This is a genomic window from Microbacterium sp. AB, assembly GCF_032878875.1.
Lineage (GTDB): Bacteria > Actinomycetota > Actinomycetes > Actinomycetales > Microbacteriaceae > Microbacterium > Microbacterium betulae.
Window position 1 is genome coordinate 1,415,585 of sequence record NZ_CP118157.1, and the last position, 12,920, is coordinate 1,428,504.

A 12,920-nucleotide genomic window follows, 5' to 3' on the forward strand; every position below is an offset into this window, starting at 1 on the left:
GGCGATGCGCGCGGACGGCGTCCGGCGCCGAGCGCGCGGCGGGACGACCCGCCGCGCGCACCGGCGTCAGTCTCGCACGAGGCCAGCGGGTCTCGTGCCGCTCACCTGCCGAGGAAAGCGGTCAGAGCGGCGTTGACCTCGTCGGCGTGGGTCCAGATCAGTCCGTGCGGGGCGCCCTCGATCTCGACGTACTCGGCCTCGGGCAGCGCGACGCGGAACCGTCGTGCCGTGGCGTCGATCGGAAGGATGTTGTCGGCGGTGCCGTGCAGGATCAACGCCGGCGTGCCGCTCGCGCGCACCGCCTCCACATCGTCGCGGAAGTCCTCGATCCACGACGGGACGACGGCGTAGGCGGCGACGGGGGCGCTCGAGATCGCCACGTTCCAGCTGCCGGTGACCGCCTCCTGGCTGATGCGGCTGCCGAGGTTCTCGTCGAGGTTGTAGAAGTCGGAGAAGAACTGCGCGTACCAGGCGTAGCGGTCGCCCTTCGCCTGGGCCGCGATCCCGTCGAAGACCTCCTGCGGCACGCCGTCCGGGTTGTCGTCGCGGGCGACGAGGAAGGGCTCCAGCGAGGCGAGGAAGGCGAGCTTCGCGATGCGCTCGTGGCCGTATCGGGAGACGTACCGGGCGAGCTCGCCCGTGCCCATCGAGAAGCCCACGAGGACGACGTCGCGCAGGTCGAGTGTCTCCAGCACGGTGTTCAGGTCGGCGGCGAACGTGTCGTAGTCGTAGCCCGACCCCACCTTGGAGGACTGCCCGAATCCGCGGCGGTCGTAGGTGATGACGCGGTACCCGGCGGAGAGCAGCTCCCGCGTCTGGCGCTCCCAGCTGTGTCCGTTCAGCGGATAGCCGTGGATGAGCACGACCGGCTGTCCCGTGCCCTGGTCCTCGTAGTACAGCTCGTCCCGGGTGCTGTTCGTGGTGCCGACGGCGATGTAGCCCATGATGTGTTCCCTTCCGCAGTGCGAGAACGATCGTTCTCGCTTGTTCGCCACACTAGAGAACGATCGTTCTTTCGTCAAGTACGATGGGGGCATGACGGAAGAAGACGCGCGGGAGCGGATCCTCGCGGCCGCCGAGGAGCTCTACTATCGCAAGGGGTTCGCGGCCGTGGGGATGGACGAGCTCCGCTCGCTCGCGGGCGTGTCGCTTCGCCGGCTCTACGGCGTGTTCCCCTCGAAGGACGACATCGTCGCGGCGGTGCTCGCGCGCAAGCACGACGAGTGGGAGCGGACGTTGACCGGGCGCGTGGAGGCCGTGGGGTCCGGGGCGCGCGAACGTCTGCTGGCCGTGTACTCCTACCTCGAGGAGTGGTTCTGCGACGACGGCTTCCGCGGCTGCGCGTTCATCAACGCCTTCGGCGAGCTCGGCGGCACGCACCCGGAGGTCGCGCGGATCGTGCGCGCGCACAAGGCGTCCTTCCAGCAGTACATGGCGATGCTCGTCGGGGAGATCGGAGCCGACGCCGCGCTCGCCGCCCAGCTCTCCATCCTCGCCGAAGGAGCGCAGAGCACAGCCGCCATCAGCGCGGATCCGGCCGTCGCGCGGCAGGCGAGGGCGGCCGCCGAGGTGCTCATCGAGCACGCCCTGACGAACGCCTGAGGACGAGCGCCGACTCGTCGTGCGGTCGTCCGCGCCGACCGGGTGCTGCCCGTCGTCGTCGGCTCAGCTCGCGTCGTCGAAGCTCAGGCTGAGACGGCGCAGCAGGGTGGCCAGGCGCGACCGCTCGGCCGGGGAGAGGCGTCCCAGCAGCTTCACCTCGGCGTCCATGAGCCGCGTGATGGCGGCGTCGACGCGCACCCGGCCGTCCTCCGTGAGGGTCACGAGGACGCTGCGCCCGTCGCCCGGATCCGACTCCCGGCGCACGAACCCGCGAGAGACGAGACGGTCGATGCGGTTGGTCATCGTGCCGCTGGACACGAGGGTCTGCAGCAGCAGCTGCTTGGGGCTGAGCTGATACGGCGCGCCCGCTCGGCGCAGCGCCGAGAGCACGTCCCACTCCCACGGCTCGATGTCGGTGCGGCTGAACGCCTCGCGCCGTGCGCGATCGAGACGCCGCGAGAGGCGGTCGACGCGCGAGAGCACCTCCATCGGCGAGAACTCGAGATCGGGACGCTGCGTCGTCCAGGCGCCGACGATCCGGTCGACTTCGTCGGTATCCGCGGTCATCGGTCCAGTATCCCGTATGCGCTTCACGTCGCGTCATCGCCTCGTGGCAGACTTGACGGACGGCCGCGGGCCGTGGTCCGCCATGGTGTAACGGCAGCACGACAGCCTTTGGAGCTGTGAGGACCAGGTTCGAATCCTGGTGGCGGAGCGTGACGGAGAGCGACGTGACGGAGAACCCTGTGACACAGAGCGACTTGGCGATCGTGATCCTGGCCGCGGGCCAGGGCACGCGGATGAAGTCGAAGGTCCCCAAGGTGCTGCACCGGATCGGCGGGCGTCCGCTCGTCGGCCATGTGCTTCACACGGCGCAGCAGCTCGACGCGCTCGTCACACGCGTCGTGGTGCGCCACGAGCGTGATCGGGTCGTCGAGGCGATCGCCGACTTCCCCGGCGTCGAACCCGTCGACCAGGACGACGTCCCGGGCACGGGTCGTGCCGTGCAGGTCGCCGTCGAGTCGCTCCCCGACGGCTTCGCGGGCGACGTGCTCGTGCTGAGCGGCGACGTCCCGCTCCTCGACGCCGGCACCCTCGCATCGCTCATCGAGGCGCACCGGACCTCGGGCGCGGAGGCGACCCTGCTGAGCGCGACGCTCGACGACCCCACCGGCTACGGGCGCGTCGTCCGCGATCCGGACGGGGCCGTGGCGCGGATCGTGGAGCAGAAGGACGCCACGCCCGACGAGGCCGCCGTGTCCGAGATCAACGCCGGCGTCTACGTCTTCCGCGCCCCGTCGCTCCGCGCCCAGCTGGCGCGCATCGGAACGGACAACGCGCAGGGCGAGATGTATCTGACCGACGTCGTCCGGCTGCTGCGCGAAGCGGGCTCGAGCGTCGCGGCGAGCGTCGCCCCGGACGCGCGCATCGCCCTGGGCGTCAACGACAGGGTGCAGCTCTCGGACGCGGCGGCGATCCTGAACGCCCGCATCGTGCGCCGGTGGCAGCTCGAGGGGGCGACCGTCCTCGACCCCTCCACGACGTGGATCGACGACACGGCGTCTCTCGCCCCCGACGTGACCGTGCTGCCGAACACCTTCGTCCTCGGCGCCACGAGCGTCGCGGAGGGAGCGACGATCGGGCCCGAGACGTCCCTCGTCGACTGCGAGGTGGGGGAGGGCGCGATCGTCCGCCGCACCGACGCCACGCTCGCCGTCATCGGAGCGGGCGCGACCGTGGGGCCGTTCGCGTTCCTCCGTCCCGGGGCGGAGCTGGCGCGCGATGCGAAGGTCGGGACCTTCGTCGAGGTCAAGAACTCGCGCGTCGGCGAAGGCAGCAAGGTCCCGCATCTCTCGTACGTGGGCGACACGACGATCGGTCGCGGCGTGAACCTCGGCGCCGGCGCCATCACGGCGAACTACGACGACGTCGCCAAGCATCGCACGGAGATCGGCGACGATGTCCACACCGGCTCGCACAACGTGTTCGTCGCCCCGGTTAGACTGGGCGACGGCGCGAAGACGGGAGCGGGCGCGGTCATCCGGAAGGATGTCCCGGCCGGCGCTCTCGCGTTGAGCGTGGCACCCCAGCGGAACATCCCGGGGTGGGTCGAGACGAACAGGGCGGGAACCGCGGCGGCAGAAGCGGCGGCGAAGTCCCGATCGGTGGAGAAAGCAGCCGATGGCGCGCACGAAGAAGACCATTGACCTCGACCTCGAACGGGGCATCGCCCCGGGAGTCGTCACGAAGACGAAGAAGCGCCTGGTGGTGGCGGCCGGTCGTTCGCACCCGGAGCTCGCCGGAGCCGTCGCCGAGCAGCTGAGCATCCGGCTGGCCCCGACGGAGCACAGGACCTTCGCCTCGGGCGAGATCTACACGCGCTTCGAGGTCTCCATGCGGGGAACGGACGTGTTCCTCATCCAGTCGTTCGGCCAGGACGTCAACGAGAACCTCATGGAGCTGCTGATCATGCTGGATGCGCTCAAGCGCGCATCCGCCAAGCGCGTGACGGTCGTGCTCCCGTACTATCCCTACTCTCGTCAGGACAAGAAGGGGCGCGGACGCGAGCCGATCTCGGCCCGCCTCGTCACCGACCTGATCGCGACGGCCGGCGCCGACCGCATCATGAGCGTCGACCTGCACGCGTCGCAGATCCAGGGCTTCTTCAACGGGCCCGTCGACCACCTGTTCGCGAAGCCGGTCCTGCTCGGCCACTTCCAGGAGACCCTGTCGCCGGAGGAGCGCGAGACGCTCACCGTCGTCTCGCCCGACATGGGCCGGGTCCGCGTCGCCGACACCTGGTCGGACAGCCTCAACGCGCCGCTCGCGATCATCCACAAGCGTCGCGACCCGAAGGTCGCCAACCAGGTGTCGGTGCACGAGATCGTCGGTCAGGTCGCGGGGCGCACCTGCCTGCTCGTCGACGACATGATCGACACCGCCGGCACGATCGTGAAGGCGGCCCAGGCGCTCAAGGACAACGGGGCCGAGAAGGTCATCGTCGGCGCCACGCACGCGATCCTCAGCGACCCCGCGGTGGAGCGCCTGCAGGACGACTCGATCGACCGCGTCGTCGTGACCGACACCGTGCCGATCCCCGCCGAACGCCGGTTCGAGAAGCTCACGGTCCTCTCCACAGCGCCGCTGCTCGCGCGAGCCATCCGCGAGGTCTTCGACGACGGCTCCGTGACGAGCATGTTCGACGGCGCGGCGTGAGCGGAGGGGAGAGGCCCCCCTCCGTCACAGCGGACTCATAGCGTAATCCGAACCCTTTCGAACGCATGGACCTTAGGTTCGTCGTATCGCCGCGGACGACGCGGCACCGATGAACAGGGGACCGCTATGAACCGATCCATTCGCACCGGCGCCGCGCTCGCAGGGGTCGCCGGAGTGCTCGCTCTCGCAGGCTGCGGGGCCACGACCGCGGACGACAGCGCAGACGACACGTCGAGCACGACGGACTCGAGCACGACGACCGAGAGCCCGACGTCCTCGAGCGCTCCCACGACCGAGGCGACCACCGAGGCCGCGAGCGGCAGCGACTACGCCGACGGCACCTACACGGCCGAGGGCAGCTACCAGACGCCCCAGTCCGTCGAGGAGATCAGCGTCACCGTCACACTCGAGGACGACGTCGTCACGGCCGTCGAGGTGACGGGTCAGCCGCAGGCGAGCGAGTCGCAGCAGTATCAGTCGCAGTTCATCGGCGGCATCGCCGATGAGGTCGTGGGCCTCGACATCGACGAGCTGTCCGTCAGCCGCGTCGCCGGCTCGTCGTTGACGAGCACGGGCTTCAACGCCGCGATCGAGGAGATCAAGACCGAGGCCGCGGTCTGACGATCATGCCGCGACAGGCCTCTCCGTGGCGTTTCGACGCGATCGGGACGGCATGGGAGATCGAGACGGACGAGCCGCTGGACGAGCGCGTCCGAGAGGATGTCGCCCGGGTGATCGACGACTTCGATCGACAGTGGTCGCGTTTCCGCGACGACTCCGTCGTCTCCGGTCTCGCCGCGTCGGGGGGACGCGTCCGCACGCCTCCCGACGCGGCGGCGATGCTCGGCGCGTATGCGGAGCTGTCGGAGGCGACGGAGGGAGCCGTCAACCCGCTCGTCGGCGACGCCCTCGCGCGGCGCGGCTACGACTCCCGCTACTCGATGCGGGATCTCGGCGCGCAGCCCGCGCCCGAGCGCTGGGCCGAGCTGCTCACCTGGGACGACGACGCGCTCTCCCTGTCCGAGCCCGCGACGATCGACGTCGGGGCCCTCGGCAAGGGACGGCTCGTCGACCTCGTCGCGGATGTCGTGCGAGCGGAGGCGGGAGGCCGGTTCGTCGTCGACGCGAGCGGCGACATGCGCGTGCACGGAGCCCCCGTGCGCGTCGCGCTGGAGCATCCGTACGATTCCCGCCGCGCGATCGGCACCATCGACGTGGTCGACGGCGCCCTGTGCGCCTCGGCGATCAACCGCCGCGCCTGGGGCGATGGCCTCCACCACGTCCTCGACGCCCGCACCGGGATTCCCGTGCGGGCGTACGCGGCGACCTGGGCGACGGCCCCGACGGCGATGGCGGCCGATGCCGTCGCCACGGCCCTCTTCTTCGACGGCGGGCCCGAGCTGGCGCACGCGTGGGGAGCGGACTGGGTGCGGATGACGACGGACGGCAGGGTGGAATGGTCACCCGGCAGTAAGGCAGGCTTGTTCACGTGATCGCATCCCTCACGTCCGGCCTGAACCGGCTGCTCGCCGTGATCGGCCGGTTCTCGATGTACCGCGTCGTCCTGCTCTCGCTGTCGACGCTCGCGGTCGTCGCCGTCGTCCTGTCGTTCTTCCAGATCGTCGTCCCGACGACAGGCGAGATCCTGCTCACGGCGGTGGTGCTCGCCGCCGCCGTCATCGTCGTCGATCAGGCGGCGCAGCGCATCGTGCGCGCGCCGGTGCGCGTCGAGTCGTCGCTCATCACGGCGCTCATCCTGCTCTTCGTCGTGCGGCCGTCGACGGATCCCGCGGCTCTCGCGGGACTGGTCATCGCGGCGGCGGCCGCCGCGGCGTCGAAGTACCTCCTCGTCTGGCGCGGACGTCACATCTTCAACCCCGCCGCCGTCGGCGCCACGGTCGTCACGATCGTGTACGCGATCGCCCCCACGGCCGGGATCCTGCCGTCCGCCTGGTGGGTCGGCTCGCCCGCGCTCGCGGCTCCCGTGATCCTCCTCGGCCTCGCGGTCCTGGTGCGCACCGAGAAGGTGCGCGTGGTCGGCGTCTTCCTCGTCGTGGCGGTGGGCGTCTACACGCTCCGCACGGTGCTGCAGTCGGTGTCGGCGGGCTTCGCGGTCGACGTCGCCGCCACCCTCTCGTACGCGCTGTGGTCGTCGCCGTTCCTGTTCCTCGGCGCGTTCATGCTCTCGGAGCCGCTCACGCTGCCGCCGCGCCGGTGGCAGCAGTACCTCGTCGCCCTCGTCGTCGGCGTGCTGACCGGGTGGGCGCCGATCGTCGCCGGCGGCGTGAGCCTCGGCTACGAACGCGCGCTCCTCGTCGGCAACCTCCTCGCCTTCCTCCTGGCCCTCCGGGCGGGTGTCCGCGTCGACACCGTGCGGTCGAGCCGGCCGACGCCGTCGGTGCGCGAGCTCGTCCTCCGAGCGCGTCGGCCCTTCGCGTTCCGAGCGGGACAGTATCTTGAGCTGCACGTCCCGCACCGACGCCCCGACGGACGGGGGACGCGCCGCGAGTTCAGCATCGTGTCCGCTCCGGAGGACCTGCCCACGGTGCGCATCGCCTACCGTGACGGGGGAGGGCCCCGCAGCTCGTTCAAGCGCGCCCTCTCGGATGCAGGCGCGGATGCGCGCGTCGCCGTCACGGGCGTCTGGGGAGACTTCGTGCTCCCCCGCGACGCCGATGCGCCGATCCTCATGGTCGCGGCGGGAATCGGCGTCACGCCGTTCGTGTCGCAGCTCCGCCATCTTCGGCTGACCGGTTCGCGGCGCGACGTCGTCCTCGTGTACGTCGCCTCGACGGCCGCCGATCTGGCCTACCGCTCGGAGATCGCCGAGACGGGGACGCCGGTGATCGTCTACACGCGCGACGAGCCGCAGGGTCTCCCCGCCCACTGGACGTGGGCCGGGGGAGAGCGGCTCGGCGCGGAGGGGCTCGGGCGTGCGGTCCCCGACCTCGCGCGACGTCACGCCTACGTCTCCGGGCCTCCGGGACTCATCGCGGATCTCGCGCCTGCCCTCGGCAGGGCCCGCTCGCTCACCACCGACGCGTTCGCCGGCTACTGAGCTGGATGCCCTCGGGGCCTGCCGCCCCGGGGGCCTGGCATCCGGCGTCGCGGGGTCTGGGGGACGGCGTCTGACCGTGGGCGCGCTCGTGGGGACGGGGTTCGTGCCCGCGCGACGCCCGCGCATGCCCCGGAGGACGCGCCTTCCCGGACGTGAGAAGTCGTCGGACTCCGGGGCACCGCGATCCGCCTGGGGCCGTCTTCGCATCCGGGCCGCGCTCCTCACGGGGGCCGCCCTCCCGATTCCTCCCGGAGGCGCAAGCCCGTGAACGAGGCCCCGCAGGCGTCGAGCCCGGACGCGGAAGACCCGGCGACGCGCGCCGGGGGAGGTCGTGCGCGTCGCCGGGCGGCGGGATGCGTCGGTCAGCGTCGCGTGATGTCGGTCACCGTGCCGTGGTCGAGGCGGAGGCGCCGGCGGGCGCGCCTGGCGACGGCCGAGTCGTGCGTGACGAGGATCAGGGTGAGGCCCGTGGCGTTCAGCCCCTCGAGGAGCTCCATGATCTCGTCGCGCGTCCGCTCGTCGAGGTTGCCCGTCGGCTCGTCGGCGAGCAGCACCTTCGGCCGCTTCGCGATCGCCCGCGCGATCGCGACACGCTGCTGCTGGCCTCCTGACAGCTCGTTCGGCAGATGGTCCGCCCGCTCGACGAGGCCGACCTGGCCGAGAGCCTCGACGACGCGGGCGTCGCGCTCCTCCCGCGTGAGCCCGAGCGGCTCGAGCCCCATCGCGACGTTCTCCTTCGCGCTGAGCGTGGGGATGAGGTTGAAGCCCTGGAAGACGAAGCCGATGTCTCCCGCGCGCAGCCGGCCGAGCTCCTTCGGCGAGGCCTGGGCCAGCTGCGAGCCGGCGATCGAGATCGAGCCCCGGGTCGGGGTGTCGAGGGCGCCGAGCAGCTGCAGCAGCGTCGACTTCCCGCCGCCGGTCGGACCCTGGATGGTGACGAAGTCGCCCTCCTCGATCTCGAGGTCGACGTTCTTCAGCGCGCGCACCTCCCTTCCCTTGGTCCGATAGGTCTTCTGAACGCCCTCGAGGGCATACAACGTCGTCATGTTCTCTCCTTGTCCGGATCCCACGGGCTCAGCCGACCGACCGCAGCGCCTCGGCGGGGCTCAGGCGCGCGGCGCGCCATCCGCCGATCGCCCCCGCGACGAGACCCGCCGCGACGGCGAGCACGACCGCGACGAGGACGATGCCGATGTCGAGCGGCGCCTGCAGCGTGATGTCGCTCGCGGCCTGCGACATGTCGAGACCGCCCATGCCGCCGCCGGGCATCCCGCCGCCCTCTCCACCGGGGCCCGTGGCCGTGGCGGTCGAGGAGGCCGAGATCGTCGGCTGGACGAGGTTGATGACGGTCGTGCCGATGAGGCCCAGCACGACGCCCGCGGCGCCTCCGATGAGGCCCTGGACGACCGACTCGCCGGCGACCTGGCGTACGACGCGGCCGTTCGTCCAGCCGATCGCCTTGAGCGTGCCGAACTCCCGTGTGCGCCGCGAGACGCCCGAGATCGTGAACAGGACGGCGAGGAGCACGGCCACGGCGAGCACGATGACCGAGAGCCACGTGCCGAGGCTCGTGATGAGGCCCGATGCGCTCGACAGGGATCCGGACACGGTGGAGGCGAGGTCCGACTGCGAGCTCACGGTCGCATCGGGCAGCTCCTCCTCGAGGGATGCCTGGACAGCCGAGATCGAACCCGCCGACTCGGCCTGGACGTAGACGGTGGACACGACGTCGCCGGCCTCCGACAGGTCCTGTGCCACGTCGAGCGGGATGAACACGTCGGCCGCGGTGTCGGCCGAGTCCGAGGCGGAGGCGACGACGCCGACGATCTCGAACTCCGTCCCGCCGAGCTCCACGGTGTCGCCGACGGCGAGCTCGTTGGTGCTCGCGTACGTCGCGTCGACGACCGCGACGTCCGTCCCGTCGTCCGACGTCTCGAGGGAGCGTCCATCGGACACCTCGACGGACGAGAGGGGGCCGACCGTCGTGGCGGCGTCGTCGACGCCGAGCACGCTGATCGAGTCCAGGTCGAACGCGCCGCCTCCGAATCCGCCGCCGCCCTCGGGAGGAGTCCCTCCCTCGCCGCCCTCGTCGGGCGCGGTCATCGTGGCGCCGTCGTCCGTCGTCGTCCCGTCCTCGGCGGATCCGGGGAGCTCGCCGTCGAAGGTCACGTTGGTGAGGCTCAGCGCCCCGGACGCGGCGGTGACGCCGTCCGTTCCCGCAGCCGTGTCGACGGCCGACGACTCGAGCGTCGAACGGCCCATCTCCGTCGTCAGCCGGGACTGGCTCACCTCGGTCGAGCCGTCCTCGCCCGTCGCGCCGTCCTCGCTGTCGAACTCGAAGCGCTGACCGCCGCCGCCTTCGCCGGGCTCGGCCGCCGCGCCGGTGACGGTGAGGTCGGTGCCGACGCCGTACACCGACTCGAGCGCCTGGTTCTGCGCGTCCCGCACGCCGGCCGACAGCGCGTTGACGACGATGACGAGCGCGATCGCGACCGCGAGGCCCGCTGCGACGATGATCGTCTGCTTCTTGCGGCCTGCGAGTTCTCGCCGCAGGTACGTTCCGAACATGGGTCTCCTCTTTCGCCGCTTCGGGCGAGCGGCCGATCACGACCGTACGGATCGCGCAGATGGACGGGATATGCGTGACTTATGAGCGGGTTGTGAACGCGGGGCGGGATGTCGCCACGACTCACAGCCGACCCATAACCGACGCCATAGCAGACGCATAGGAACCGGGGCAGAATGGGAGCCATGACAACGACCGCCCGCACCCCCTCGCCCGCTCTCACGCGTCCCGACGGCACGCCCGTGCGCGTGCTCGTCGTCGACGACGAGCAGATGCTCACCGACCTGCTGTCGATGGCGCTGCGCATGGAGGGATGGGAGGTGCGCGCGGCGGGAAGCGGCTTCGAGGCGCTGCAGGCGGTGCGCGACTTCGCTCCCGACGCGCTCGTGCTCGACGTCATGATGCCCGACCTCGACGGCCTGGGGGTGCTGCAGCGTCTCCGTCAGAACGAGAACGACGTGCCCGTGCTCTTCCTCACCGCGAAGGACTCCGTGAACGACCGCGTCGCGGGGCTCACCGCCGGCGGCGACGACTACGTGACGAAGCCGTTCAGCCTGGAGGAGGTCGTCGCGCGGCTGCGTGCGCTCATGCGCCGGTCGGGCACCGCCCTGGCCGCCGACGCCGAGCCCATCCTGCGCGTGTCCGACCTGACGCTCAACGAGGACAGCCACGAGGTCGAGCGCGCGGGCGAGTCGATCGAGCTCACCGCCACCGAGTTCGAGCTGCTCCGCTACCTCATGCGAAACCAGCGCCGTGTGCTCTCCAAGGCGCAGATCCTCGACCGCGTGTGGCACTACGACTTCGGCGGCAAGTCGAGCGTCGTGGAGCTCTACATCTCGTACCTCCGCAAGAAGATCGACGCGGGCCGCGATCCGCTCATCCACACCGTCCGCGGCGCCGGGTACATGATCAAGGCGCCTCAGTGACCGACGACCCCGTCGTCGGGACGCCCGCCCGCCCGCCCAAGCGGAAGCGCCTGTCGTTCGAGGCGCGCCTCATGATCACGATCGTGTCGATCGTGTCGGTCATCCTGGTGATCATCACGACCCTCACGAGCGTGATCATGAGCAGCGTGCTGGACGCGCAGCTCAGCGAGAACGTGCGGTCGGCGGCGCAGACGCTCGACCAGCAGGTCACGACGGGGATCGTCACGGGGCGTACGGCCGCGGAGTCGCTCACCGGGCCGCCCGTGGAACGGGGCCTTCTGCTGGTCGCGGAGTCGGGAGGCGGGTACACGGGAGCCGTCGTCGGCTCCGACAGCGTGATCGAGCTCGACGCCGAGCAGCTGGACGACGTGCTCGGCTCGGCGGGGAGGGACTCCCACACGGAGACGGTCGTGATCTCCGACCTCGGCGCCTACCGCATCGCCTCCGCCACGATCCGCGAGACCGGGCAGACGATCATCGTCGGCCTCCCGACCGCCGAGGTCCAGGCGACGATCGGCCGCCTGTGGACCACGATCCTGTTCGCCACGGTCGGCGGGATGATCCTCCTCGCGCTCGCGACGACGCTCGTGATCCGCGCGGGGCTCCGGCCCCTCCGCGCGGTCGCCGAGACGGCGACGCGCGTGGCCGAGCAGCCGCTCGACCAGGGCGCCGTGTCGATCGACGAGCGCGTGCCGGCCGAGCAGGCGGACCCGCGCAACGAGATCGGCCAGGTGGGGGCCGCGCTCAACACGCTCCTCGATCACGTCGAGTCCTCGCTGCACGCGCGCCAGCGCAACGAGGAGCTCATGCGCCGGTTCGTCGCCGACGCGAGCCACGAGCTGCGCACGCCGCTCGCCTCCATTCGCGGCTACTCCGAGCTGTCGCTGCGCGACCCCTCGCTGAGCGAGAACGCGGAGCAGTCCCTCGAGCGCATCCAGGCCCAGTCCATCCGCATGACCTCACTCGTCGAGGACCTGCTGCTGCTCGCCCGGCTCGACGAGGGGCAGGAGATCGTCCTCAGCGCCGTCGACCTGACCCAGCTCGCCGTCGAGGCGATCGCCGATCAGCAGGCCGCCGGGCTCGGGCATGAGTGGACCGTGGACGTCCCGGCGGAGCCCGTCGTCATCGCCGGCGACAGGGGCCGCCTCACGCAGGTCGTCGTCAACCTGCTCGCCAACGCGCGCACCCACACGCCGGCGGGGACGCACGTCGCCCTCGCGCTCCGGCTCGAGGGCGGGGGAAGCGCGACGCGGGCGGTGCTCACGGTGCACGACGACGGCCCGGGGATCGACGAGGACCTGCAGCGCGAGCTCTTCACGCGCTTCACCCGCGGCGACAAGTCCCGTGCCCGCCGGACGGGAGGGACGGGTCTGGGCCTCTCGATCGTGAAGGCGATCGTGGACGGGCACCACGGTGACATCTCCGTGCGCAGCGTGCCCGGCGACACGACCTTCGAGGTGCGTCTGCCGGCGCGTCCCGCCGAGCCCGCGGCCTGAGCGAGCGGGAACGACGAAGGGCCGGATCCCACGGGATCCGGCCCTTCGTCGTCGAG

12 protein-coding genes and 1 tRNA gene are annotated in these 12,920 nt (G+C 71.2%); 9 read left to right on the forward strand and 4 right to left on the reverse strand.

The window, feature by feature from the left end:
- Positions 1-101: 101 nt before the first annotated feature.
- Positions 102-944 carry an alpha/beta fold hydrolase gene (locus N8K70_RS06600; RefSeq protein WP_317140804.1) on the reverse strand — a complete coding sequence of 281 codons (843 nt, stop codon included), beginning with the start codon at positions 942-944 and terminating at the stop codon, positions 102-104.
- A gap of 91 nt (positions 945-1,035) precedes the next feature.
- Between N8K70_RS06600 and N8K70_RS06605 the strand changes: the two genes are divergently transcribed.
- Positions 1,036-1,602, forward strand: a complete 567-nt coding sequence (locus tag N8K70_RS06605; protein WP_317140805.1) for a TetR/AcrR family transcriptional regulator — start codon at positions 1,036-1,038, stop codon at positions 1,600-1,602.
- A gap of 63 nt (positions 1,603-1,665) precedes the next feature.
- Here N8K70_RS06605 and N8K70_RS06610 read toward each other — a convergent pair whose 3' ends face one another.
- Complete coding sequence (locus N8K70_RS06610; protein ID WP_317140806.1) at positions 1,666-2,169, reverse strand: MarR family winged helix-turn-helix transcriptional regulator; 504 nt, start codon at positions 2,167-2,169, stop codon at positions 1,666-1,668.
- A gap of 76 nt (positions 2,170-2,245) precedes the next feature.
- On the opposite strand from N8K70_RS06610, the gene N8K70_RS06615 reads away from it, so the two are divergent.
- The 6 genes from N8K70_RS06615 to N8K70_RS06640 all read left to right on the forward strand — a co-directional run bounded on the left by N8K70_RS06615 (position 2,246) and on the right by N8K70_RS06640 (position 7,876).
- Positions 2,246-2,317: transfer RNA gene (locus N8K70_RS06615), tRNA-Gln, on the forward strand.
- A gap of 31 nt (positions 2,318-2,348) precedes the next feature.
- A complete protein-coding gene (glmU, locus tag N8K70_RS06620; RefSeq protein WP_317140807.1) occupies positions 2,349-3,809 on the forward strand; it encodes a bifunctional UDP-N-acetylglucosamine diphosphorylase/glucosamine-1-phosphate N-acetyltransferase GlmU in 1,461 nt (486 codons plus the stop codon).
- On the forward strand, positions 3,784-4,818 hold the full coding sequence (locus N8K70_RS06625) for a ribose-phosphate diphosphokinase (protein WP_317140808.1): 1,035 nt from the start codon (positions 3,784-3,786) through the stop codon (positions 4,816-4,818). Before glmU ends, N8K70_RS06625 begins: the two co-directional genes overlap by 26 nt.
- A gap of 126 nt (positions 4,819-4,944) precedes the next feature.
- Entirely contained in the window at positions 4,945-5,439 is a 495-nt protein-coding gene (locus tag N8K70_RS06630; protein WP_317140809.1) for an FMN-binding protein, read from the forward strand.
- A gap of 5 nt (positions 5,440-5,444) precedes the next feature.
- Positions 5,445-6,311 carry an FAD:protein FMN transferase gene (locus N8K70_RS06635; RefSeq protein WP_317140810.1) on the forward strand — a complete coding sequence of 289 codons (867 nt, stop codon included), beginning with the start codon at positions 5,445-5,447 and terminating at the stop codon, positions 6,309-6,311.
- Positions 6,308-7,876 (forward strand): FAD-dependent oxidoreductase, encoded by a 1,569-nt coding sequence (locus N8K70_RS06640; RefSeq protein WP_317140811.1) that lies wholly within the window; start codon positions 6,308-6,310, stop codon positions 7,874-7,876. Before N8K70_RS06635 ends, N8K70_RS06640 begins: the two co-directional genes overlap by 4 nt.
- 362 nt (positions 7,877-8,238) lie before the next feature.
- Here the strand turns inward: N8K70_RS06640 and N8K70_RS06645 are convergent, their stop codons facing one another.
- Positions 8,239-8,922 carry an ABC transporter ATP-binding protein gene (locus N8K70_RS06645; protein ID WP_317140812.1) on the reverse strand — a complete coding sequence of 228 codons (684 nt, stop codon included), beginning with the start codon at positions 8,920-8,922 and terminating at the stop codon, positions 8,239-8,241.
- Positions 8,923-8,950: 28 nt separating this feature from the next.
- On the reverse strand, positions 8,951-10,444 hold the full coding sequence (locus N8K70_RS06650) for an ABC transporter permease (protein WP_317140813.1): 1,494 nt from the start codon (positions 10,442-10,444) through the stop codon (positions 8,951-8,953).
- A gap of 183 nt (positions 10,445-10,627) precedes the next feature.
- On the opposite strand from N8K70_RS06650, the gene N8K70_RS06655 reads away from it, so the two are divergent.
- Both N8K70_RS06655 and N8K70_RS06660 read left to right on the forward strand, forming a co-directional pair.
- A complete protein-coding gene (locus N8K70_RS06655) occupies positions 10,628-11,368 on the forward strand; it encodes a response regulator transcription factor (RefSeq protein ID WP_317140814.1) in 741 nt (246 codons plus the stop codon).
- Positions 11,365-12,864: a sensor histidine kinase gene (locus N8K70_RS06660; RefSeq protein ID WP_317140815.1), complete on the forward strand. Its 1,500-nt coding sequence runs from the start codon at positions 11,365-11,367 to the stop codon at positions 12,862-12,864. Before N8K70_RS06655 ends, N8K70_RS06660 begins: the two co-directional genes overlap by 4 nt.
- Positions 12,865-12,920 lie beyond the last annotated feature (56 nt).

What these genes read in the sequence shown, in the direction of transcription:
- N8K70_RS06635 (WP_317140810.1), top strand. Translation starts at nt 5,445, where the DNA reads ATGCCGCGACAGGCCTCTCCGTGGCGTTTCGACGCGATCGGGACGGCA.
- N8K70_RS06610 (WP_317140806.1), bottom strand. Translation starts at nt 2,169, where the DNA reads ATGACCGCGGATACCGACGAAGTCGACCGGATCGTCGGCGCCTGGACG.
- N8K70_RS06650 (WP_317140813.1), bottom strand. Translation starts at nt 10,444, where the DNA reads ATGTTCGGAACGTACCTGCGGCGAGAACTCGCAGGCCGCAAGAAGCAG.
- N8K70_RS06600 (WP_317140804.1), bottom strand. Translation starts at nt 944, where the DNA reads ATGGGCTACATCGCCGTCGGCACCACGAACAGCACCCGGGACGAGCTG.
- N8K70_RS06645 (WP_317140812.1), bottom strand. Translation starts at nt 8,922, where the DNA reads ATGACGACGTTGTATGCCCTCGAGGGCGTTCAGAAGACCTATCGGACC.
- N8K70_RS06630 (WP_317140809.1), top strand. Translation starts at nt 4,945, where the DNA reads ATGAACCGATCCATTCGCACCGGCGCCGCGCTCGCAGGGGTCGCCGGA.
- N8K70_RS06625 (WP_317140808.1), top strand. Translation starts at nt 3,784, where the DNA reads ATGGCGCGCACGAAGAAGACCATTGACCTCGACCTCGAACGGGGCATC.
- N8K70_RS06605 (WP_317140805.1), top strand. Translation starts at nt 1,036, where the DNA reads ATGACGGAAGAAGACGCGCGGGAGCGGATCCTCGCGGCCGCCGAGGAG.
- N8K70_RS06655 (WP_317140814.1), top strand. Translation starts at nt 10,628, where the DNA reads ATGACAACGACCGCCCGCACCCCCTCGCCCGCTCTCACGCGTCCCGAC.